This is a genomic window from Streptomyces sp. NPDC086519 (assembly GCF_040686075.1).
Lineage (GTDB): Bacteria > Actinomycetota > Actinomycetes > Streptomycetales > Streptomycetaceae > Streptomyces > Streptomyces shenzhenensis.
The window spans coordinates 37,656-59,954 of sequence record NZ_JBFBJL010000002.1 but is presented as its reverse complement, the minus strand read 5'-3'; the positions used below and the strand labels follow the sequence as shown (position 1 = coordinate 59,954).

The following is a 22,299-nucleotide window of genomic DNA, read 5'->3' as shown; positions in this document are numbered from 1 at the left end:
GTCGCATCAGTACCGAGGAGAACCACGATGGCCAAGTACCTGCTTCTGAAGCACTACCGCGGTGCCCCGGCCCCGGTCAACAACGTGTCCATGGACCAATGGACGCCCGAGGAGATCTCGGCCCACGTGCAGTACATGAACGACTTCGCGGCCAGGCTGGAGAAGACCGGCGAGTTCGTCGACGGCCAGGCCGTCGCCCCGGAGGGGCTGTGGGTCCGGTACGACGGCGAGGGGCGCCCGCCGGTCACCGACGGCCCGTTCGCCGAGACCAAGGACCTGATCGCCGGCTGGATGGTGATCGACGTCGACAGCCAGGAGCGTGCCGTCGAGCTGGCCGGTGAACTGTCGGCGGCTCCCGGAGCGGGCGGCAGGCCGATCCACGAGTGGCTGGAGGTGCGCCCGTTCCTCACCGCGGCACCCACCGGCATGGAGTGCCACTCCGGTGGATGAGGCACTGCTCAGAAGCCTCACACCGAGCGTGCTCACCGTCCTCGTCCGCCGCGGAGCCGACTTCGCGGCGGCCGAGGACGCCGTCCAGGACGCCCTGGTCGAGGCGATCCGGGTCTGGCCGGCGGATCCGCCACGGGACCCGAAGGGCTGGCTGGTCACCGTGGCCTGGCGGCGGTTCCTCGACGCGACCCGCGCGGACACCGCCCGCCGCCGCCGTGAGGACCGCGTGGACGAGGAGCCGCCACCCGGCCCCGTCCCCGCCGCGGACGACACCCTCCAACTCTACTTCCTCTGCGCCCACCCCTCCCTCACCCCCTCCTCCGCGGTCGCGCTCACCCTGCGCGCGGTCGGCGGACTCACCACCCGGCAGATCGCCCAGGCCTACCTGGTGCCCGAGGCGACCATGGCCCAGCGCATCAGCCGGGCCAAGCGGACCGTGGCCGGCGTGCGGTTCGACCAGCCCGGCGACGTGGCCACCGTGCTGCGCGTCCTCTACCTGGTCTTCAACGAGGGCTACTCCGGTGACGTCGACCTCGCCGCCGAGGCCGTCCGGCTCACCCGGCAGCTCGCGGCCCGGGTCGACCACCCCGAGGCGGCCGGGCTGCTCGCCCTCATGCTGCTCCACCACGCCCGGCGGGCCGCCCGGACCGCGCCCGACGGCAGCCTGGTCCCGCTCGCGGAGCAGGACCGCGGCCGGTGGGACACCCGCCTGATCACCGAGGGCGTCGGGATCCTCCAGGCGGCCCTCGCCCGCGACCGCCTCGGCGAGTTCCAGGCGCAGGCCGCCATCGCCGCCCTGCACGCGGACGCGCCCACCGCCGCGGAGACCGACTGGGTGCAGATCGTCGAGTGGTACGACGAGCTCGCCCGTCTGACCGACAGCCCGGTCGTCCGGCTCAACCGCGCGGTCGCCGTCGGAGAGGCCGACGGCCCCCGCGCCGGCCTCGCCGCACTCGCCGAGCTGGACGCCGCCCTGCCCCGGTACCCCGCGGTCGCCGCCTACCTGCACGAACGCGACGGCGATCTGCCGACCGCGGCACGGCTGTACGCCGAGGCGGCCCGCAAGGCCACCAACCTCGCCGAACGGGATCATCTGACCCGCCGGGCCGCGCGCCTCAACACCCCCCGCCGCCGCTGACATCGTCGCGCGTCCGGACGTCTCGCTTGCCGATTTTTTGCCGTCGGCCGCGCTCGTCCGGAGGGCGCGGGGGAGTCGGCCGCCCTGGAGAAATCCCAGGTCAGGAGGGTGGTGGCGAGGTAAGCGGAACGATGTCGGCGACCTGGGATCCGGCGCTCGCCGTGTAAACGCAGCCGACTCCGGGACGAGACGCTCCGTTCATCCGAATGAAACGTCCGTACCGCCTGATATCGGCTAACCCGCGGATCCCGGGGATGGCTCGATCTGGTGCAAGGCTGGTGGTCGTGTGAGCGCTCGGCTCGGACTTCGTGTGCTCTCGGTCTACGAGGGTTTTTTCTCCGGGGGAGCCCGGATCGTGCACAGTGATGTGCTGCTGGGCCTGGTGGAGGGCGGACAGCAGTGGCACCGGGTGCTGAGTCTGCACGGTGAGGTCCACCGAGAAGCCACCGCGCAGCGCATGGAGGACGACGCCTGTTACCGGGCCCTTACGGCCGGTGGCATCGAGGTCACCTCCCTCGGCCGCAGCGCCGGGCTCGTCGACGGCACCGTCGCGGCGTCGGTTTTCAGCGGGCCCGAGCTGGCCGACACGGCGCGGGCCATGGCCGACGCCGACGTCATCCTGTCGCTGAAGGAGCAGCCGCTCGCCCTGCTCAACCAGACCGGGCTGCCCCGCCGTCCCGTCGTCGTCTGCCTGCACCGGTCCGACCCGGAGAACCAGGGCCCGGCGCTGGACGAACTGAAGGCCGCCATCGCGGACGGGACCGTCGTGGCGTGCGTGTGCTGCGCCGAGTCCACCCGGGACGCGTACGAGGCCGCCGGGATCCCCGGTGAGCTGCTGCACGTCATCCCGAACGGCGTCGACCTGCTCCGCTTCCGGCCGGACGCCGCGGCACGGCTCGCCTTCCGCGAGTCCCTCGGCATCTCCGCCACCGCTCCCGGCGCCCCCGACGCCCCCGTCGTGGTGTTCGCCGCCCGGTACGCCGGCATGAAGAACGTGCCGCTCTTCCTGCGGGCGGCGAGGGCCTGGCTGGCCCGCGAGGGCGGCGGGCACGTCGTCATGTGCGGGGCCGGGATGACCGAGGACAACCCCGCTCTCTGGGCCGACATCGAGGTCGCGTTCGGCGCCGACCGGGCGGCCCTCGGCGACCGCGTGCACCTGCTCGGGGTACGCCACGACATGGAGACCGTCTACGCCGGTTCCGACGTCGTCGCCCTCACCTCCGCCTCCGGCGAGGCTGCGCCGCTCTGCCTGATCGAGGGCATGATGTGCGGAGCCGTCCCGGTCACGACGGACGTCGGCGACAGCGCGTCGATCGTCGAGGGACACGGGTTCGTGACGCCCTTCGACCCCGAGGCGATCGCCTTCGCCTGGTCGGCGGCGGTGGCCGACAGGGAGCTCTTCGCTCCCGCGCTGGCGGCGAGCCGCGAGCGGTTCAGCCGGACCCGGATGATCGCCGCCTACGCCGACCTGCTCGCCCATGTCGTCGGCGACGTGCGCGACGAACTGCGCCCGGGCGTCGGCGGGCAGTAGCACCCCGCCGCCCACGGACCCCCCTCGCGCAGCCCGCCCCGCCACATGCGAAGAGGCCGCCGGTCCCCCCTCCGGACCGGCGGCCTCTCCCTGTCCCGGACGCCGCGTCCGGCAGGGCCGCGCCTAGCGAGGCAGCACCACCACGTACGCGGCCGGATCGCGGTCGCCGGCCGCCATCAGGGCCGTGCGGACCACCGCCGCCTGCTGTTCCATCGCGGAGCGGAGCTTCTTCGGGGTGAGGTACACGACGGTGATGCCGAGGCGCTCCAGGTGTTCCCGCTTGCGGGCGTACTCGGACCACAGGGCGTCGTCGTCCTTCCGATGGCCTTGGCGCGGTGCACGGGTGTCCAGCTCGACGGCGACCGCCTGCTCGGGCCAGTAGGCGTCGAAGCCGCCCAGATGGGGGCCGCCCGGCAGCCTCAGGTCCACGTTCCAGACCGGGGCGGGCAGGCCGTACTCGCGGACCATCCGGTAGAGGCGGTCCTCCGCGATGGCCCGGCCCTCGGCGACGAGCGACTCCACGGCCTCCACCACATGCGGGCGGGTGAGCAGCTTGGCCTGGGTCAACTCCTTCACCACAGCCGCCGGTTCGCAGTGGCCGCCGCGCACCGCCTCGGTCAGCAGCAGCCGTACCGCCTCCGCCTCGGTCAGGTCCGCCACCGCGTCCGCGAGGGCGCGCGGGACCGGGGCGACCGGGAGGCCCGTCACCTGCTCGGGGGCCGGCAGGGCCGGGGTGCGGAGCACTCGGACGTAGGAGGTGGAGCGCAGCCGGCGCATCCGCGGGACCAGGACGTCCACATGGTCCAGGGAGAGCAGCGGCGGGGTCGCGGAGAAGCCGTGCAGGGTCAGCGCCGCCAGGCCCGTGATCACCGCGTCCGCGTAGACCGGCCGGTGCGGGGAGTCGGGGGTCGGCTGCGCCGGGACGCCCTGGGCCGGTTCGCGCGCGCTGAACAGGAGGGCGCCGTGCAGGCGTTCCTCGCTGGTCGGCGGCCCGGGGTGGAGCAGGACCACGCCCGGGAGCAGTTGCCGCCAGGGGCCGCCGGGACGGCACTGCTCGGCGATCTCGGTGGCCGGGACGCCGTGCGAGCGGAGCTGAGCCGTCGTCAGCACCCGGCGGTGGACGTCGGACAGGTGGCGGAGGGGGCGGGGGGAGAGCGGGGTGTTGTGGGTCATGGCCTGGGGATTCCCAGGGCCGGCCGGGTCCTTAACCGGTGTTACGTGTTCGTCGAAGAATACGGACAACACGGGACTAAAGGACGGGTGTTCGGATGCCGAGTAGGGACCTGAAACCCCTGGTCCGGATGGGTGGGGACCAGGGGTTACGGCCACGATTGACTGAATTGCGTAACGGTCACCCGGCGAGCGACCTTTGGCCAAAGATCAGTCGGCGGAGGCGGCCCCGGCCAGCGCGTCGCACTCCTGTCCGCGCAGCGTCCGCGCCAGGTCGTCCCGGGCCTCCAGGACCAGCCGGCGCAGCGCCGGGGGCGCGTCGGCATGGGCCGTCAGCCACGCGTCCGTCGCCTCCAGGGTCTTCGGGCTGTCCTGCAGGGACGGGTACAGACCGCGGACCACGTCCATGCCGATCTGGATCGAGCGCTCCGCCCAGATCCGGGCGATGACCTCGAAGTACTTCTCCGCGTACGGCGCCAGCAGCTCCCGCTGCGACGGCTGGGCGAAGCCCGCGATCGTCGCCTCCACCAGCGCGTTGGACAGCGCCTGCGACTCCACGACCTGCGCCCACGCCTGCGCCTTCACGGCCGCCGACGGGCGGGCGGCCAGGCAGCGCACCTGGTGGCGCTTGCCGGACGCCGTGTCGTCCCGGGCCAGTTCGGCCGCGAGGACGGACTCGTCGGCGGCGCCGTGCGCGGCGAGGGGTTCGAGGAACGCCCAGCGCAGCTCCTGGTCGACGTCCAGACCGTCGATCGTCGTCGTGCCCGCCAGCAGTTCCTTGAGCAGCCGGAGGTCGGCGTCGGCCGCCGCCGTCGACGCGAAGAACCGCGCCCAGGCCAGCTGGTGCTCGCTGCCCGGCGCCGCCTGCCGCAGCTCCCGCAGGGCGCCCTCGGCGAGCAGCCGCCCGGCCGTCTCCCGCCACCGCGGCGCCACATAGTGCACCAGCGCCGACTCCGCCCACGCGTGGAGCATCTGGAGCACGCCGATGTCCGACTCGCGGTTCGCGAACCGCAGCACCAGGTCGACGAAGTCCCGGGCGGGCAGCAGCGCGTCCCGGGTCAGGTTCCACAGCGCCGACCAGCACAGCGCCCGGGCCAGCGGGTCGGTGAGCGAGCCGAGGTGGCCGCGCAGGGTCGCCAGCGACGTCTCGTCGAAACGGATCTTGCAGTAGGTCAGGTCGTCGTCGTTGACCAGGACCAGCTCCGGGGCCTCGGCACCGGCCAGCTCCGCGAGCACCGTGCGCGGGCCGTCGACGTCCGCCTCGGCGCGCGCGTACCGCACCAGCTCGCCGCCCTCCAGCCGGTAGAGGCCGATCGCGACCCGGTGCGGGCGCAGCTCGGGGTGGGACTCGGCGGCCTCCTGCACCACGGCCAGCTCGTCGATCCGGCCCTCGGCGTCCAGCAGCACCTGCGGGGTCAGCGAGTTCACCCCCGCCGTCTGCAGCCACTTCCCGGCCCAGGCGCTCATGTCCCGGCCGCTGGTCTCCTCAAGGACCGACAGCAGGTCGCCGAGCCGGGTGTTGCCGTACGCGTTGCGCTTGAAGTAGCGCCGGGCGCCGTCCAGGAACGCGTCCTGGCCGACGTACGCCACCAGCTGCTTGAGGACGGAGGCGCCCTTGGCGTAGGTGATGCCGTCGAAGTTGAGCTTGGCGTCCTGGAGGTCGCGGATGTCGGCTGTGACCGGGTGCGTGGAGGGCAGCTGGTCGGCGCGGTACGCCCAGGCCTTGCGGCGGTTGGCGAAGGTGGTCCACGCGTTCTCGAAACGGGTCGCGCCGACGTTCGCGAACGTGCCCATGAAGTCCGCGAAGGACTCCTTCAGCCACAGGTCGTCCCACCACACCATGGTGACCAGGTCGCCGAACCACATGTGCGCCATCTCGTGCAGGATCACGTTGGCGCGCGCCTCGTACGACGCCTGCGTCACCTTGCCCCGGAAGATGTACTCCTCCCGGAAGGTCACCAGACCCGGGTTCTCCATCGCGCCGAGGTTGTACTCGGGCACGAACGCCTGGTCGTACTTCCCGAACGGGTACGGGTAGTCGAAGTGGTCGTGGAAGAAGTCCAGGCCCTGCCGGGTGATGAGGAAGACGTCATCGGCGTCGAAGTAGGGGGCGAGGCCCTTGCGGCACATCGCGCCGAGGGGGATCTCCAGCGTCGAGCCGTCCGGCAGGGCGCGGGAGTACGAGTCCGTCACGTAGTGGTAGGGCCCGGCCACCACGCACGTGATGTACGTCGAGATCGGCTTCGTCTCCGTGAACCGCCAGACGCCGTCGGCGAGTTCACCCGTCCCGTTGCTCCACACCGTCCACTGCTCGGGCGCCCGCACCTCGAAGCGGAACGGCGCCTTCAGGTCCGGCTGCTCGAAGTTCGCGAAGACCCGGCGGGAGTCGGCCGGCTCGTACTGCGTGTAGAGGTAGACCTCGCCGTCCTCGGGGTCGACGAAGCGGTGCAGGCCCTCGCCGGTGCGGGAGTAGGCGCACCGGGCGTCCACCACCAGCTCGTTCTCCGCGGCCAGGTCCTCCAGGGCGATCCGGGTGCCGTCGAAGACCTCGCCGGGGTCGAGGTCCTTGCCGTTCAGGGTCACGGCGGTCACGCTCGGCGCGATCAGGTCGGCGAAGCTGGCGGCTCCCGGCTCGTTGCAGCGGAAGCGGATCGTGGTCACCGAGCGGAAGGTGCGCGGCTCGTCCTGGCCCTCCCCGACCGCGGACCGTACATCCAGCGACACGTCGTATCCGTCGACCGACAGCAGGGCGGCCCGCTCCCGGGCCTCGTCGCGGGACAGGTTCTCACCGGGCACGGGCGGCACTCCTTCGGGTCGGTACACATCGTTGTCGGTACGCCGGAACAGCACCGATCCTCCCACGCGTCCCTGACGGCGGACACCGGGAATGGGGTGGCCGGTGAGGGTGTTGCCGCTGGAAAAGGACCGTATTCCGAGGAGAAGCATGTCCGAGACCGTGACCAGCTCCGGCAAGACCCCCGTCGACTTCTGGTTCGACCCGCTGTGCCCCTGGGCCTGGATGACCTCCCGGTGGGTCCTGGAGGTGGAGAAGGTCCGCGACATCGAGGTCCGTTGGCACATCATGAGCCTCGCCGTGCTCAACGAGCCCAAGCTCGACGAGCTGCCCGAGGAGTACCGCGAGCTGCTGGAGACCAAGGCCTGGAAGCCGATCCGGGTGGTCACCGCCGCCTGGCAGAAGCACGGCGCCGACATCCTCGGCCCGCTGTACACCGCGCTCGGCACCCGCATCCACAACAACGGCGAGGGCCCGACCGTGGAGGCCGTCGCGGGCGCCCTCGCGGACGTCGGTCTGCCGGCCGACCTGATCGACTACGCCGACCAGGAGGACTTCGAGTTCGACGCCCAGCTGCGCGCCTCCCACAAGGAGGGCATCGAGAAGGTCGGTCAGGACGTCGGCACCCCGGTGATCGCGGTCCCCGGCCCCGACGGCGAGCAGATCGCCTTCTTCGGCCCGGTCGTCACCCCCGCCCCCAAGGGCGAGGAGGCGGCACGCCTTTGGGACGGCACCCTCGCGGTCGCCTCCGTCCCCGGCTTCTACGAGATCAAGCGGACGCGCACCAAGGGCCCCGACTTCAGCAACCTGTAGGTCACCGTCGTCCGGAAGCCCGCCGGGCCCGGACGGGGAACCTGCGGTTCCCCGTCCGGGCCCGGCGGCCGTCTGCGTGGATGCGTCCGCGGGGGCGGGAGGTCCAGTCCGCCGCGCTCCGGCCGGACTTCCGTGTTCGTCCCGGACCGGTCTCCCCGCCGCCGCGCGGCCTCGGGCCGGGAACCCTGAACCCCATCAGACCGCCAGGGCTCGATTGGTGGAATCCCACAGGGCTGTTCCGTGCCGTTGGCGTGAGCGAAACATCTCTGCCTCAGTGATCGACGTCACCCCGAACCGCGTGTAACCCGCACCCTTTGTGGGGAGCCCACCAACGGGCACTTCCGCCCTTTGTCGACCGCTGACGTGTTCGGCTCAGATGGGCCGGGATAGCGTCACGGTGTCCCCTGCTTGCCTGTCCACCCTCACCCCGCGGAGTCCCCCATGAGCACCGCCACCGCGTCCGCCCGCCCCGGCACCGTCCTCGCCGACCTCCTGCCCGCGTCCCGGGTGCGCGACGTGGCCCTCGTGGCCGGCGGCGCCGCGCTCACCGGCCTCGCCGCCCAGATCGCCGTCCCGGTGCCCGGCTCCCCGGTCCCGGTGACCGGCCAGACCTTCGCGGCCCTGCTCGTCGGCACCGCCCTCGGCGCCCGCCGCGGCCTGCTCTCCCTCGCCCTGTACGCGCTGGCCGGTCTCGCGGGCGTGCCGTGGTTCGCGAGCGGCACCTCCGGCGTCTCCGTCTCCTTCGGCTACATCCTCGGCATGATGCTCGCCTCCGCCGTCGTCGGTGCCCTGGCCCGGCGCGGCGCCGACCGCGGAGTGCTGCGCATGGCGGGCACGATGCTCCTCGGCGAGGCGCTCATCTACGCGGTCGGCGTGCCGTACCTGGCCTACGCCGCCGACATGTCCGCGTCCGCGGCGATCGCCGCCGGCCTGACCCCGTTCCTGATCGGCGACGCGGTGAAGGCGGTCCTGGCGATGGGCGCTGTGCCGGCGGCATGGAAGCTCGTCGACAAGCGCTGACCCGGCCGACCCCGGCGGGGGGCCCCATGGGTGAGCGGCTACCCGACCACCACCGCGAACTGGGAGGGGAGGGAAAACGCGCCGCCCGCGGGGGGGGGCGGTAGCGTGGGGGTGCGGGGGTTGGGGGGGTGGGGGGGGGCATTGTATGCTGGTCCACACGCGCCCCCCCGCCCCCCCCGGGGGGGCCGGGGTTGCCCCCGCCACCCGGGCCCCCGCCACGGTACGAGGTGTCACGGCTGCTGCCGCGGCCGGCCGGCGGGCACCTTGCCGGGCGGGGTCCGAGACCGGTACCGCCGCGCCGCCCACGGCGGCGACGGCGCAGGTCAGCCCTGTCCCTCGCACGGGTGGACGGGGCCGCTTCCCGTGAGGTCCCGCGGTGTCACTCCCCGTTTCCGGGGTCCGGCCCCGCCCCTGCCGCGCGCTCACACCCGTGTCACACTCATCCCATGCGCGTGTATCTCGGCTCCGACCATGCGGGCTTCGAACTCAAGAACCACCTCGTCGAGTGGCTGAAGGCGGCGGGCCACGACCCCGTCGACTGCGGCCCCCACATCTACGACGCCCAGGACGACTACCCGCCCTTCTGCCTCCGCGCGGCCGAGCGGACGGCGGCCGACCCGGAGTCCCTCGGCATCGTGATCGGCGGCTCCGGCAACGGCGAGCAGATCGCCGCGAACAAGGTGAAGGGCGTGCGGGCGGCGCTCGCCTGGAGCGAGGAGACCGCGTCGCTCGGCCGGCAGCACAACAACGCGAACGTCGTGGCGGTGGGCGCGCGCATGCACACCCGGGAAGAGGCGACCAAGTTCGTCGAGACCTTCGTCAACACGCCCTTCTCCCAGGACGAGCGCCACATCCGCCGCATCGACATGCTGACGGCCTACGAGACGACCGGCGACCTCCCGCCGATCCCGGCGCACCACCCCTCCGGGGACGGCCGGTAGGCGTTCGGGGGGACCCCCCACGCGGCGGAGCCGCAAGACCGACAGAGCCCCGCGCCCCTTTGCGGGGCGCTGCGGTCGGGCCCCTTTGACCTTCGCCTCTCCACTGACCGAGTCCGGTGGGTGGGTGGGAGGTGGGAAAGGAATCACCTCAGTGCCAGAAGGGCACACGATCCACCGGCTCGCGCTGGACTACCGCCGGCTCACCGGACCCGTGAGGGTCACCAGCCCGCAGGGCAAGTTCTCCGACGCGGCGAGCCTTCTCGACGGCGCCGAACTCACCCGCACGGAAGCCCACGGCAAGCATCTCTTCCTCGGCTTCCGCGACAGCGCCTGGGTGCATGTGCACCTCGGACTCTTCGGCAAGGTCACCTTCGGCGACGCCCCCGCGCCCCCGGCCACCGACACCGTCCGCCTGCGCCTGGCCGGCCCCACCGCCTACGTCGACCTGCGCGGCCCCACCACCTGCGCCCTGATCACCGACGACGAGAAGAACGCCGTACACGCCCGCCTCGGCCCGGATCCGCTCCGTGCCGACGCCGACCCGGACGCGGCGTACCGCAGGATCTCCCGCAGTCGTACGACGATCGCCGCCCTGCTGATGGACCAGAAGATCATCGCGGGCGTCGGGAACGTCTACCGCGCCGAGGTGCTCTTCCGGCACGGGATCGACCCGTACCGCGCGGGCAGGGACCTCACCCCCGCCGAATGGGACGCCGTCTGGGCCGACCTCGTCGCGCTGATGCGCGAGGGCGTCCGCACCAACCGCATCGACACCGTCCGGCCCGAGCACACCCCGGAGGCGATGGGCCGCCCGCCACGCGTGGACGACCACGGCGGCGAGGTGTACGTCTACCGCCGGGCCACCCTGCCCTGCCACCTCTGCGGCACCGAGATCCGCACCGCCGGCCTCGCCGCCCGCAACCTCTTCTGGTGCCCCGGCTGTCAGAAACGCTGACCGCGGGGAGGGTCAGAAACCGTGCGGCAGCCAGGGCGGGACCGGGGAGCCGAACGCCACCGACGCCTCCGCCAGTGCCCCCGGCCGCGGTTCGCCCACCCGGCCGGCCCGCGCCAGCGACAGCAGGGACACGCCACCGAGGTACGCCGCCGCCAACTCCCGTACCGACAGCGTGAGCTCGGCCGGGTCCGTCGTACGCTCGCAGGACGCCCCCTTGGCGTCCCCGGTCAGCCGCCAACGCCCCGCGTTCCAGGGGCAGAAGGCGTCCGCCACCTCCAGCACCACGTCCACCGGCGTCTGATAGGTGCGCGCCGCGAGCGCCGCACCGACGTCGACGAGACGGACGTACCCCATGTCCCGCACCCGCGTCAGGCAGCGCCGGATGTCGGAGACCTGGTACTGCCAGGCGTCGTCGACCGGCCGCCCCCGTACCGTCAGCTTCGACATCAGGTCGATGCCGAACAGGAACCGCCACAGCGCCGCGTCGCTCGCCGGATCGAGCGCGGCGAGGTCCTCCAGTGACACCGTGCCGTCGTGCCCGCTCGGCGACCAGCCCAGCCTGGTACGGAACCGGGCGTACCCGGTGATCTTCCCGTCCCGCTCCGCGACCACGCACTGCAGCGCCGACGCCCCGTCCCGCCCGATCTCCGGGTCGAACACCCCGACCCGCTCCCATCCCGGCTGCCGGGCCAGCATCCCGGGCCGCAGCCCCACCAGTTCCGCGTAGACCTCCTCGCACGCGCCGAGCACGTCGGCCGGGGCGGCGTACCGCACGCGTACGTCACCGGTGCCGGCCGGCACGTCCAGCGTCACCCGGCTCGTGTCGATCTCGGCGTGCAGCTGGAAGGCCGCGGCGCCGTACCCGAAGCGGCCGTAGATCGCCGGCTCGGAGGCGGTCAGCACGGCCAGCGGCTCGCCCCACTCCCGGATGTCGTCCAGCTGGCGGCGCATCATCGACGTCAGTACCCCGCGCCGCCGGTGCGTCGCGGCCACGCTCACCATGGTGATCCCCGCGGTGGGCAGCACGGCACCGCCCGGCACCGTCATCCGGAACCGGAACGCCCCCGCCGTCCCGACCAGTTCGGAGCCCTCCCAGACGGCCAGCGAACGCTCGGACTCCGTGAGCGACCGGTCCAGATCGCGCTCCTCGGGCGGCGTCGGCACCGCGCCGAAGGCCCGCACCAGGTGCTCCCACCACCCGTCGAACTCCTCGGGACGCAGTACCTTCACCTCGGTCGCACGTTCGGTCGCCATGAGCCATGCCTACCAAGCGCGTTGCAGGACGAGCCAGCGAATTTCTCCCGGACGGCGACGCGGGGGCTTCCGGTGAAGTTCACTGTGAAGTCGCACCCGAAGGCGAGCCTCGGACGGGGGACAAGTGGGACCTCCCGTGCCAAGCGGCTGGTCCGATGGATAGGGTCCCGAACTAATGGCAGTAGACCGAGAGCGGCGCGCGAAGGCCGAGACGCTTCCGGCCCGGTGGAAAGTGCAGTGGCACCGGGCCCGCGTCGGCGTGCGCAGAAGCGCCGTGGACTACTTCCGGGGCGACGGCTCCGACTGGATCGCCCTCATCGGGCTGCTCCTGACCGTCCCCGTCCTCGCGGCCATGACCCTCGCCAACCCGGTCTGGTTTTCCCCCGCCGCGCTGGTCCTGCCGATCGTCGCGGGCGGCCTGCTGCTGCGCCCGGCGAGCCTGCTCGGCCTGTACGCGGCGGCGGCCACCGCGCTGATCGTGGAGTCGGTACGGCTCGGGCCCTACACCGAGGGCCCCTCCCGGGTCACCCCGGGCGTGGTCCTGGTCGTGGCCGCCTGCGGTTTCTTCGGTCTGCTCACCGCCCAGTTCCGCAGCCGGGTCGGCGTCCCCTGGCGGCGCGGCGGCACCATGCTCTTCGACCTGCGCGAACGCATCCGGGTGCAGAGCAAGCTGCCGAAGCTGCCGCCGGGCTGGCACCGCGAGATGGCCCTGCGGCCGGCCGGCGGGCAGTCCTTCTCCGGCGACTTCGTGGTCGCGGCCCGTACGAACAACGGCCGCACGATGGAGGTCGTCCTCACGGACGTCTCCGGCAAGGGCATGGACGCGGCGTCCCGCGCCCTCCTCCTCTCCGGCGCCTTCGGCGGCCTCCTCGGCTCCCTCCCGCCGCACGCCTTCCTCCCCGCCGCCAACGGCTACCTGCTCCGCCAGGACTGGGACGAGGGCTTCGCGACCTCCATACACCTGGTCCTGGACCTGGACTCCGGCGACTACGAGCTGTACTCCGCGGGCCACCCGCCCGGCCTCCAGCTCAGCGCAGGCAGCGGCCGCTGGGAGGAGAAGGCCGCCGAGGGCCCCCTCCTCGGGGTGTACGACGGCGCCCAGTTCGACCCGGTGAAGGGCTCCCTGCGCCCCGGCGACGTCCTGATGATCTTCACGGACGGCCTGGTGGAGACGTCCGAGCGGGACATCGTGGAGGGCATAGACCGCCTGACGGGAGAGGCCGACCGCTACGTGGCCGGCGGCTTCCACGGCGCCGCCTGGCACCTGATCGAGGCGGTGGCGAAGGACGTCAACGACGACAGGGCGCTCCTGCTGATCTGCCGGGAGGCAGCGAGATAAACACGGCAGGCGCCTGCCGCCGCAGACCGGAGGGGGGGCGGGCGGGGGCCGTCGGCGGCTGCGGGTGCGCGGGGGCTGAGCGCGCAGTTCCCCGCGCCCCTGAAGGGGCGCTCCAGCCGCCGCTTGTTCCCAGCAGCGGGCCTCATCCAGCCGCAGGCCTCATCCAGCGGCGGGGCTCATCCAGCTCCAGGCCTCATCCAGCCGCGGGGCTCATCCAGCCGCGGGCAGTCGTGCCGCTGGGGCGGCACGGGTGGGCGCGGGCGGTGCCCTGCAAGCGCCGGTAAGTGACACCCCCCACCCCGGCCACGACATACTCGCACCGTGACCACCCCGAACCCCCTCACCCTCCCCGAGGTCGAGCAGCTCGCCCGAGCCGCTCACGCGGCGCAGACCGACAAGGCCGGCCGCCCCTACGCCGAGCACCTCGCCGCCGTGGCCGCCGGCGTCCGTGCCCGCGGCGGCGACCCGGACCAGATCGCCGCCGCCTGGCTGCACGACGCCGTAGAGGATCACGCCCTGAGCGAGGAGTGGCTGGACACGGCCGCCCTGAGCCCCCGCACGAAGGCCGTCGTCCTCGCCCTCACCAAGCACCCCGGCGAGCCCCCCGAGTCGTACGCCCACCGCATCCTCGCCACCCCCGGCGCCCTGCTCGTCAAGGAAGCCGACCTCGCGCACAACGCCGACCCCGCCCGCCTCGCCGTCCTGGACGCGGACACCCGCGACCGGCTGATCCAGAAGTACGCCCGGATGCGCGCCCTCCTCGGTCTCCCCGCGTAAGCGGAACACGCGGCGTCAGGCGCCGGCCATCTCCCGGCTCCGCGAACTCCGCGCCCGCTCCCGGGCCAGTTCCGCCGCGTCCCGCCGGAACGCCCACTCCATGCCCGGCTCCATGGCGAACCGGAACACCCGCCGCACGGGCCGGGTGCACAGCAGCGTCACGCAGGCGCCCGCGAGCGCGGTGACGAGGATCTCGCCGAGCGGCCCGTGCAGCCACGCCGGATCGAACCAGCCCTCGTGGACGCCGTACTTCACGGCGAAGCCGTGCAGGAGGTAGCCGTACAGCGTGCCGGCGCCCAGCGCCGTGAACCATGTCCGCCGCCCCGGTACCCAGGAGAAGAAGCCGGCCGTCAGCACCATCGAGCAGCCGAACACCGCGAGCACCATCACCGGCCCGCACCACCACGGCGCGCCCAGTTCCTGCGCGGAGTCCCGGTGGTAGAACCACGCGGTGTTCATCCGCGGCACCGACCACCACGCGAACACCAGCGCGAGGGCGAACACCGGCACCGCGGCGATCCGCACCGGCCACCGGCGCACCAGCCGGAAGTGCTCGGGCCGCAGGCACAGGCCGAGCACGAAGTACGGCAGGAACTGCAGGACCCGCTGGAGGTCGAGGTCGTCACCGATGGACGGGGACACGGACGCCAGCATCGCGATGCCGAAGGCGACCGGCAGGGGACGGCGGACCGCCTTCCACAGGGGCGTGGTCAGGCGCCAGACGAACAGCGCGCACAGGAACCAGGTCAGGTACCAGGGGTCGAGCAGGCTGATGTCCTGGCCGGGGGCGCCGACGACGAAGCGCTGGAAGAGCGAGTAGGCGGTCTCGAACAGGACATAGGGGACGACGACCCCGGTGACCAGCCGCCTCAGCCGGTCCGGGCGCATGTCGAAGGTCCGGGAGAAGTAGCCGGAGACGACGATGAACGCCGGCATGTGGAAGGCGTACACGACGCGGTACGCCGCTTCCAGAGCGCGGCTGTCGCCCTTCAGCGGCTCCCATGAGTGACCCATCGCGACGAGCACGATCGCCAGGTACTTGGCGTTGTCGAAGAACGCGTCGCGCTGTCCGTCCGCCGGCGGACGGGCCGGGGGACGCGGTGTTCGGTTCTGGCCGGGGGACGTGGCGGCGTCGGACATTTGAGGAACCCTAGCGTCGCCTGTGGGATTCCGTGAAACCGTCGATGTGAATCCCCGTAATCGGCGAGGGCGGCCTGTGAAGCGCCGGGTGATTTACCGGAGTAGATGCCTGCGCCTATGCGGTTCCATGCGGCACTTACATGAGTGATGTCCCCTTTCATCCCGAATAATTGGCGCATAACGCCCACCGCTGATCGTCTCTTGCCGTGCCTGTGTCGGTAATTCGAATTAGCTGCGCGCCAGTTGTGTGGACACCGAAACCATGTCTGTCAATTGCCGTGGATCCACCGGCGGGTGGGCTCTCGAATTGCAGTGCGGACGGTTGTCGGTGCGGGGCGTGATGTCGACGTTGTGTCACGAACCGCATAGTGCGGCCGGGTTGGTGGCACGATGGATCTGGCGGGGGTGCGGGGCCGTACCCCAGGGCCGGAGAGCGGACCGACCGAGGGTGTGATCAGTTGTGGCCATTTCACTGTCTGTGGTGTTGCTGTTGGCGATCATCCTTGTGGTGATGATGAGAGGGGGGAGCATCAAGGCGGGCCCCGCCATCGTCGCCGTCCTCTTCGGCTTCTTCCTCGCCTCGACCGGGATGGCCCCGTCCATCCAGCGCTTCCTCGACTCGCTGGCGCAGACCATAAACTCGATCAACTTCTGACCGCGCCGGCGAGCGCGGCGCGGCCGGCGTCCGCGCCTCAGGGCCCCGCAGACGCGCGAAAGGCCCAGGAAGAGGAGGTCCGCAACCTCTCACCTGGGCCTTCGCCATCAGAGCGGGCGACGGGAATCGAACCCGCGTAGTCAGTTTGGAAGACTGAAGCTCTACCATTGAGCTACGCCCGCACCACATGTGCCGCAGATCGGTGACCGCGGCACAGAAGGCATCGTAGCGGGTCGTCCGCCGAGGAGGCCAACACGTTGGTCTGCGCGGACGGGATGCCGACGCGATGCGGACGCGGGTGAACAAAGCGGCCGACGTGGGCGGCCCGGGCATGTACCCTACGTGTCGCACCGGAACGGGGTGTGGCGCAGCTTGGTAGCGCGTCCGCTTTGGGAGCGGAAGGCCGTGGGTTCAAATCCCGCCACCCCGACCACCACCTGACGGCGTCCGTCTTGATCGCCTTTTGGGGCCCTGAGCCGCTGCGGTTACTATGCAAGCTGCGCGCCCGTGTGTCCCGGCCCCCAGACGGCGGCCTACGAACTCCTCCGGGCGGCGAAACTCCGCCGGGCCCCTTCTGGCCCCGGCAGAACCCGAGAAGTCAGCCACAAGGAGACCGAACCGTGAAGAGCGCCGTGGAGACCCTGAACCCGACCCGGGTTCGGCTCACTGTCGAGGTGCCCTTCGAGGAGCTCAAGGACAGCCTCGACGCGGCGTACAAGAAGATCAACCAGCAGGTCACGGTGAAGGGCTTCCGCAAGGGCAAGATCCCGGCCCGCGTCATCGACCAGCGGTTCGGCCGCGGTGCGGTCCTGGAGGAGGCCGTCAACGACGCGCTGCCGAAGTTCTACACCGAGGCGGTCAACGAGGCCGAGCTGAACCCGCTGGGCCAGCCCGAGGTCGACATCACCGAGCTGAAGGACGGCGAGACGCTGAACTTCACCGCGGAGGTCGACGTCCGCCCGACCCTGGAGATCCCGGACTACTCCGGCATCGAGGTCGAGGTCGACGCCGTCGAGGTCAGCGACGAGGACGTCGAGAAGTCGGTCGAGCAGCTCCGCGAGCGCTTCGCCTCGACCTCCCCGGTCGAGCGCGCCGCCGAGGACGGCGACGTCGTCACCATCGACCTGGAGGCCAAGGTCGACGGCGAGGTCCTGGAGGACGGCATCGCCAGCGGTGTCTCCTACACCATCGGCTCCGGCGAGCTCCTCGACGGCATCGACGACGCCGTCAAGGGCCTGGAGGCCGGTGGCGAGGCCACCTTCACCTCCGAGCTCAAGGGCGGCTCGGCGGCCGGCCGGGAGGCCGAGGTCACCGTCAAGGTCACCCAGGTCGCCGCCCGCGAGCTGCCCGAGCTGGACGACGAGTTCGCGCAGCTCGCCTCCGAGTTCGACACCCTGGACGAGCTGAAGGCCGACAGCCGCAAGCGTCTCGCCAACATGAAGACGTACGACCAGGCCACCCAGGCCCAGGAGCGCGTCCTGGAGAAGCTGCTGGAACTGGTCGAGGTGCCGGTCCCCGAGAAGCTGCTCGAGGACGAGATCAACACCCGCAAGCACAACCTGGAGCACCACCAGCTCGCCCAGATGGGCCTGGACCTCGACAAGTACCTGGAGATCCAGGGCAAGACCGCCGAGGAGTTCGAGGCCGAGACCAAGGAAGCCGCGGTCAAGGGCATCAAGACCCAGTTCGTCCTCGACGAGCTGGTCAAGCAGGAGAAGCTCAACGTCAACCAGGAGGAGCTCACCGAGCACCTCATGCGGCGCGCGGCCTCCTCCGGCATGTCCCCCGACCAGTTCGCCCAGGCCGTCGTCGAGGGCGGCCAGGTCCCGCTCCTGGTCGGCGAGGTCGCCCGCGGCAAGGCCCTGGCCGTCGTGGTCGAGGCCGCCACGGTGAAGGACACCAACGGCGAGATCGTCGACCTGGACGACGAGGACGAGGACGAGGCCGGGACGGAGGCCCCTGAGGCCGCCGCCGAGGCCGCGGACGAGCCCGCCGAGGACAAGACCGAGGACTGAGCTCCACGGCACCCGTAACAGCGCACAGGGGCTCCTGGGACCATCCCGGGGGCCCCTTTGCCATCCCCCTGGGCTGCGGTGCCCCGTAGGGGCGCGGGGCTGTGTCGGATCTGGGCCACCGCGGCGTGGGCGCGAGCGGCCAACCACGCACCCGCCCGCGCCCGCGCAGCCCCACAACCACGGCGAGTAGCCGTCGGCCCACCGCCGTGGGCACTACGCCCCCGGCGAACAGCCCTGTTACCGGGATTCTCCGAAGGGACCATCGCGTTAGGGTCCATGAGTACGAGGGCAGCCAAGCCCCCGGCTAAGGAAACGTGAGACGGCCCGGCGCCGTCGTAAGACGAGCAGGTGGATACGTGACGAATCTGATGCCCTCAGCCGCCGGCGACCCTTCCATCGGTGGTGGCCTCGGCGACCAGGTCTACAACCGGCTGCTCGGCGAGCGGATCGTCTTCCTCGGCCAGCAGGTCGACGACGACATCGCCAACAAGATCACCGCGCAGCTGCTGCTCCTCGCGGCTGACCCCGACAAGGACATCTACCTCTACATCAACAGCCCCGGCGGCTCGGTGACGGCCGGCATGGCGATCTACGACACCATGCAGTTCATCCCGAACGACGTGGTGACGATCGGCATGGGCATGGCGGCCTCGATGGGCCAGTTCCTGCTCACCGGCGGCACCGCCGGCAAGCGCTTCGCCCTGCCGCACACGGACATCATGATGCACCAGGGCTCCGCGGGCCTCGGCGGTACGGTCTCGGACATCAAGATCCAGGCCCAGTACCTGCTGCGGACCAAGAAGACCATGACCGAGCTGACCGCCCTCCACTCGGGCCAGTCGGTCGAGACGATCCTCCGCGACGCCGACCGCGACCGCTGGTTCACCCCGGACGAGGCCAAGGAGTACGGTCTCATCGACGAGATCATCAGGAACGCCTCGGGTGTTCCGGGAGGCGGTGGCACCGGCGCCTGACGCCAGGCCCGGCCATGCCACGCACCGCCGATACCCCAGCCCCCCGAACGCCACCAGGACGGTGAACACCCTCATGAGCAACTTCCCCGGCGCCGCCGACGCCCGTTACGACGGTCCCCGGCCCGACGCCCGCTATGTCATCCCGCGTTTCGTGGAGCGCACCTCCCAGGGCATCCGCGAGTACGACCCGTACGCGAAGCTCTTCGAGGAGCGGGTGATCTTCCTCGGCGTCCAGATCGACGACGCCTCCGCCAACGACGTCATGGCACAGCTGCTGTGCCTGGAGTCGATGGACCCGGACCGGGACATCTCGATCTACATCAACAGCCCGGGCGGCGACATGACCGCCCTCACGGCGATCTACGACACGATGCAGTTCGTGAAGCCCGACATCCAGACGGTCTGCATGGGCCAGGCGGCCTCCGCCGCGGCCATCCTGCTGGCCGCCGGCACGCCCGGCAAGCGCATGGCGCTGCCGAACTCCCGCGTGCTGATCCACCAGCCGGCCGGTTCCACCGGCCGCGGTCAGCTCTCCGACCTGGAGATCATCGCCAACGAGTTCACCCGGATGCGTGAGCAGCTGGAGAACATGCTGGCCAAGCACTCCAACCGGTCGCTCGAACAGGTCCGCGAGGACATCGAGCGCGACAAGATCCTCACGGCCGAGGAAGCGCTTGAGTACGGCATCGTGGACCAGATCATCTCCACCCGGAAGATGAACAACGCTGAGGTCCGCTGACAGCGGCCGTCGGCAGAGAATGTGTTCTCTGCCGCCCTTGGCACGGTTTGACCGCGCGCACGGCAAGGCGCACGTCAAAGTGAACCGTGCCAAGGGGGGCCCGTACGAGGGGCCCGGCAAGGTACCGTCGACATAAGGCAGCACCAGGAGCCGCTGGACTCGAAAGCGTCCAGGCGTCTCCCAGGCGAAGGGGAAGCACACCGTGGCACGCATCGGTGACGGCGGCGATCTGCTCAAGTGCTCGTTCTGCGGCAAGAGCCAGAAGCAGGTCAAGAAGCTCATCGCAGGGCCCGGTGTGTACATCTGCGACGAGTGCATCGATCTCTGCAACGAGATCATCGAGGAGGAGCTCGCCGAGACGAGCGAGGTCCGCTGGGAGGAACTCCCCAAGCCCCGCGAGATCTACGAGTTCCTCGAGGGCTACGTGGTGGGCCAGGAACCCGCCAAGAAGGCCCTCTCGGTCGCGGTGTACAACCACTACAAGCGCGTCCAGGCAGGGGAGAACGGCGGCGCCCAAGGCCGCGACGACGCCATCGAGTTGGCGAAGTCCAACATCCTCCTGCTGGGCCCCACCGGCTCCGGCAAGACGCTCCTGGCGCAGACCCTGGCCCGCATGCTGAACGTCCCGTTCGCGATCGCCGACGCCACCGCGCTGACGGAGGCCGGCTACGTGGGCGAGGACGTGGAGAACATCCTCCTCAAGCTGATCCAGGCCGCCGACTACGACGTCAAGAAGGCCGAGACCGGGATCATCTACATCGACGAGATCGACAAGGTCGCCCGTAAGAGCGAGAATCCCTCGATCACGCGAGACGTCTCCGGCGAGGGCGTGCAGCAGGCCCTGCTGAAGATCCTGGAGGGCACCACGGCCTCCGTCCCGCCGCAGGGCGGCCGCAAGCACCCGCACCAGGAGTTCATCCAGATCGACACGACGAACGTGCTGTTCATCGTGGGCGGTGCCTTCGCCGGTCTGGAGAAGATCATCGAGTCCCGGGCGGGCGCCAAGGGCATCGGCTTCGGCGCGACCATCCGCTCCAAGCGGGAGCTGGAGGCCAAGGACCAGTTCGAGGACGTCATGCCCGAGGACCTGGTCAAGTTCGGCATGATCCCGGAGTTCATCGGCCGCCTCCCCGTCATCACGAGCGTCCACAACCTCGACCGGGAAGCCCTCCTCCAGATCCTCGTCGAGCCGCGCAACGCGCTCGTCAAGCAGTACCAGCGCCTCTTCGAACTCGACGGCGTGGAGCTGGACTTCGAGCGCGAGGCCCTGGAGGCCATCGCCGACCAGGCCATCCTGAGGCAGACCGGCGCCCGCGGCCTGCGCGCCATCATGGAGGAAGTCCTCATGTCCGTGATGTACGAGGTCCCGTCCCGCAAGGACGTGGCCCGCGTCGTCGTCACGGCCGACGTCGTCCACTCCAACGTCAACCCGACCCTGATCCCGCGCGACGCGCGCGGCCGCGGCTCGGGCGAGCAGAAGTCGGCGTAACCCCCGTCAACACCGAAGCGCCGGGCCCTCCTGGGAGGAGGGCCCGGCGCTTTCGCGTGCGTGAGCGTGCGCCCGTCAGCGCCGGCGGCGGTTACCGGGCGACGCGCACGTCACCGCGCACATCGGCCGCGATCTTCGCCGACTCGTCCAGGGTGTACGTCTTCACACCCGCCGTCGGTTCCACGATGCCGATGGTGCTGTAGTCCGCCCAGATGCACATGTACGCCGTCTGGTCCTTGCCGGTGAGCCGGCTCTTGCCCTTCGCCTGCTGGCACTTCATCACCGCGCCGTCCAGACCGTCGGGCGAGACGGACTGCGCGTCGCCGACCAGCTTCACGTCGTCGTCGGAGGAACTGTTCGCCTTCATCTGCGTGAAGGTGGCGTCCAGCGCCGCCTGCGGGTCCTTCACCGAGCCGTAGACGCCGAAGAAGGTGAAGTTCTCGGCGGTCTGCGCCTTGGCCACACTGGTCGGATCGGTGGCGTCGAGGGAGTTCAGGTCGATGGTCGAGTAGACCGCGCCGACCGAGGTGGCGTCGGTGACGCCGGCCTTGGCGAGGTCCTTCGCATCGCTCGAACTGGCCTTCTCCTGGGAGGAGTCGCCGTACCGCTGGTACTTGCCGGACAGGACCGAGGCCGGCGCGGTCAGCTTGTGCGGCCCGTCGTCCTTCAGCGTGCCGGATCCGGTCCCGCCGAGCACGAAGTACGCCCCCACGCCGATCGCCGCCACCACGGCGACCGCCCCGATGATCAGCCCCGTCCTCTTCTTCCCGCCACCCGGCGCCGGCGGCTGCGGAACGCCGTAGGGAGGCTGGCCGTACGGCGGCTGCTGGCCGTACGGGGGTTGCTGGCCGTACGGGTTCGGCTGCGGGGGAACGCCCTGCTGCGGGTAGCCGTAGCCCGGCTGCGGGGGCTGGGGTGGCTGACCGTAGGGCCCCGGCTGCGGCGGGGCCGCCGGCGGAGCCTGCTGCGGGTAGCCGTAGCCGGGCTGGGGCGCCTGCGGCGGCTGACCGTACGGACCCGGCTGCGGCCCGTAGGGTCCCGGCTGCTGCGGCGGCGGCCCGCCGTACGGGCCCGGCTGGTTGTGGCTCATCTCTGGGTTCCCCTC

General features: G+C 71.2%; 19 protein-coding genes and 2 tRNA genes. 15 read left to right on the top strand and 6 right to left on the bottom strand.

Annotation, left to right across the window (positions count from 1 at the left end):
- The first annotated feature begins 27 nt into the window (after positions 1–27).
- The 3 genes from AB0P24_RS02520 (at position 28) to AB0P24_RS02510 (ending at position 3,119) form a co-directional block, all read left to right on the top strand.
- A complete protein-coding gene (locus AB0P24_RS02520; RefSeq protein WP_365790264.1) occupies positions 28–450 on the top strand; it encodes a YciI family protein in 423 nt (140 codons plus the stop codon).
- Positions 443–1,588, top strand: coding sequence for a DUF6596 domain-containing protein (locus AB0P24_RS02515; protein WP_365790262.1), 1,146 nt, complete (start codon positions 443–445; stop codon positions 1,586–1,588). The genes AB0P24_RS02520 and AB0P24_RS02515 overlap by 8 nt, the downstream gene beginning before the upstream one ends.
- 310 nt (positions 1,589–1,898) lie before the next feature.
- Positions 1,899–3,119, top strand: coding sequence for a glycosyltransferase (locus AB0P24_RS02510; protein ID WP_365790659.1), 1,221 nt, complete (start codon positions 1,899–1,901; stop codon positions 3,117–3,119).
- Positions 3,120–3,242: 123 nt separating this feature from the next.
- Here AB0P24_RS02510 and AB0P24_RS02505 read toward each other — a convergent pair whose 3' ends face one another.
- Together AB0P24_RS02505 and pepN are read right to left on the bottom strand one after the other, a co-directional pair.
- Entirely contained in the window at positions 3,243–4,292 is a 1,050-nt protein-coding gene (locus AB0P24_RS02505) for a hypothetical protein (RefSeq protein WP_365790260.1), read from the bottom strand.
- Positions 4,293–4,499: 207 nt separating this feature from the next.
- Complete coding sequence (pepN, locus tag AB0P24_RS02500; protein ID WP_365790258.1) at positions 4,500–7,085, bottom strand: aminopeptidase N; 2,586 nt, start codon at positions 7,083–7,085, stop codon at positions 4,500–4,502.
- 148 nt (positions 7,086–7,233) lie between these two features.
- Between pepN and AB0P24_RS02495 the strand changes: the two genes are divergently transcribed.
- The 4 genes from AB0P24_RS02495 to AB0P24_RS02480 all read left to right on the top strand — a co-directional run bounded on the left by AB0P24_RS02495 (position 7,234) and on the right by AB0P24_RS02480 (position 10,812).
- The gene (locus AB0P24_RS02495) at positions 7,234–7,896 is read left to right on the top strand and encodes a DsbA family protein (protein ID WP_365790256.1); all 663 of its coding nucleotides are present in this window, start codon (positions 7,234–7,236) and stop codon (positions 7,894–7,896) included.
- A 441-nt stretch (positions 7,897–8,337) separates the two neighbouring features.
- Positions 8,338–8,916, top strand: a complete 579-nt coding sequence (locus AB0P24_RS02490; RefSeq protein WP_365790254.1) for a biotin transporter BioY — start codon at positions 8,338–8,340, stop codon at positions 8,914–8,916.
- 446 nt (positions 8,917–9,362) lie between these two features.
- Positions 9,363–9,857: a ribose-5-phosphate isomerase gene (locus tag AB0P24_RS02485; RefSeq protein ID WP_365790252.1), complete on the top strand. Its 495-nt coding sequence runs from the start codon at positions 9,363–9,365 to the stop codon at positions 9,855–9,857.
- Between the two features lie 151 nt (positions 9,858–10,008).
- Positions 10,009–10,812, top strand: a complete 804-nt coding sequence (locus AB0P24_RS02480) for a DNA-formamidopyrimidine glycosylase family protein (protein WP_365790250.1) — start codon at positions 10,009–10,011, stop codon at positions 10,810–10,812.
- 12 nt (positions 10,813–10,824) lie between these two features.
- Here AB0P24_RS02480 and AB0P24_RS02475 read toward each other — a convergent pair whose 3' ends face one another.
- Entirely contained in the window at positions 10,825–12,066 is a 1,242-nt protein-coding gene (locus AB0P24_RS02475; RefSeq protein ID WP_365790248.1) for a GNAT family N-acetyltransferase, read from the bottom strand.
- A 175-nt stretch (positions 12,067–12,241) separates the two neighbouring features.
- Here AB0P24_RS02475 and AB0P24_RS02470 point away from each other — a divergent pair, with 175 nt between their 5' ends.
- Together AB0P24_RS02470 and AB0P24_RS02465 are read left to right on the top strand one after the other, a co-directional pair.
- Positions 12,242–13,405 carry a PP2C family protein-serine/threonine phosphatase gene (locus AB0P24_RS02470; RefSeq protein WP_365790246.1) on the top strand — a complete coding sequence of 388 codons (1,164 nt, stop codon included), beginning with the start codon at positions 12,242–12,244 and terminating at the stop codon, positions 13,403–13,405.
- A 321-nt stretch (positions 13,406–13,726) separates the two neighbouring features.
- Complete coding sequence (locus AB0P24_RS02465; RefSeq protein ID WP_365790244.1) at positions 13,727–14,182, top strand: HD domain-containing protein; 456 nt, start codon at positions 13,727–13,729, stop codon at positions 14,180–14,182.
- A 15-nt stretch (positions 14,183–14,197) separates the two neighbouring features.
- Here the strand turns inward: AB0P24_RS02465 and AB0P24_RS02460 are convergent, their stop codons facing one another.
- On the bottom strand, positions 14,198–15,322 hold the full coding sequence (locus tag AB0P24_RS02460; RefSeq protein WP_365790242.1) for an acyltransferase family protein: 1,125 nt from the start codon (positions 15,320–15,322) through the stop codon (positions 14,198–14,200).
- A 460-nt stretch (positions 15,323–15,782) separates the two neighbouring features.
- Here AB0P24_RS02460 and AB0P24_RS02455 point away from each other — a divergent pair, with 460 nt between their 5' ends.
- The gene (locus AB0P24_RS02455) at positions 15,783–15,977 is read left to right on the top strand and encodes a hypothetical protein (protein ID WP_093503029.1); all 195 of its coding nucleotides are present in this window, start codon (positions 15,783–15,785) and stop codon (positions 15,975–15,977) included.
- A gap of 111 nt (positions 15,978–16,088) precedes the next feature.
- On the opposite strand, the gene AB0P24_RS02450 is transcribed toward AB0P24_RS02455, so the two are convergent.
- Positions 16,089–16,159 (bottom strand) — tRNA-Gly (locus AB0P24_RS02450).
- Positions 16,160–16,333: 174 nt separating this feature from the next.
- Here AB0P24_RS02450 and AB0P24_RS02445 point away from each other — a divergent pair.
- The 5 genes from AB0P24_RS02445 to clpX all read left to right on the top strand — a co-directional run bounded on the left by AB0P24_RS02445 (position 16,334) and on the right by clpX (position 21,194).
- Positions 16,334–16,410: transfer RNA gene (locus tag AB0P24_RS02445), tRNA-Pro, on the top strand.
- 187 nt (positions 16,411–16,597) lie between these two features.
- The gene (gene tig / locus AB0P24_RS02440) at positions 16,598–17,992 is read left to right on the top strand and encodes a trigger factor (protein WP_365790240.1); all 1,395 of its coding nucleotides are present in this window, start codon (positions 16,598–16,600) and stop codon (positions 17,990–17,992) included.
- Between the two features lie 368 nt (positions 17,993–18,360).
- The gene (locus tag AB0P24_RS02435; protein ID WP_365790658.1) at positions 18,361–18,966 is read left to right on the top strand and encodes an ATP-dependent Clp protease proteolytic subunit; all 606 of its coding nucleotides are present in this window, start codon (positions 18,361–18,363) and stop codon (positions 18,964–18,966) included.
- Between the two features lie 73 nt (positions 18,967–19,039).
- Positions 19,040–19,705: an ATP-dependent Clp protease proteolytic subunit gene (locus AB0P24_RS02430; RefSeq protein ID WP_365790237.1), complete on the top strand. Its 666-nt coding sequence runs from the start codon at positions 19,040–19,042 to the stop codon at positions 19,703–19,705.
- A 202-nt stretch (positions 19,706–19,907) separates the two neighbouring features.
- The gene (gene clpX / locus AB0P24_RS02425) at positions 19,908–21,194 is read left to right on the top strand and encodes an ATP-dependent Clp protease ATP-binding subunit ClpX (RefSeq protein WP_234535950.1); all 1,287 of its coding nucleotides are present in this window, start codon (positions 19,908–19,910) and stop codon (positions 21,192–21,194) included.
- Positions 21,195–21,285: 91 nt separating this feature from the next.
- Here clpX and AB0P24_RS02420 read toward each other — a convergent pair whose 3' ends face one another.
- Positions 21,286–22,284, bottom strand: coding sequence for a hypothetical protein (locus AB0P24_RS02420; RefSeq protein WP_365790235.1), 999 nt, complete (start codon positions 22,282–22,284; stop codon positions 21,286–21,288).
- Positions 22,285–22,299 lie beyond the last annotated feature (15 nt).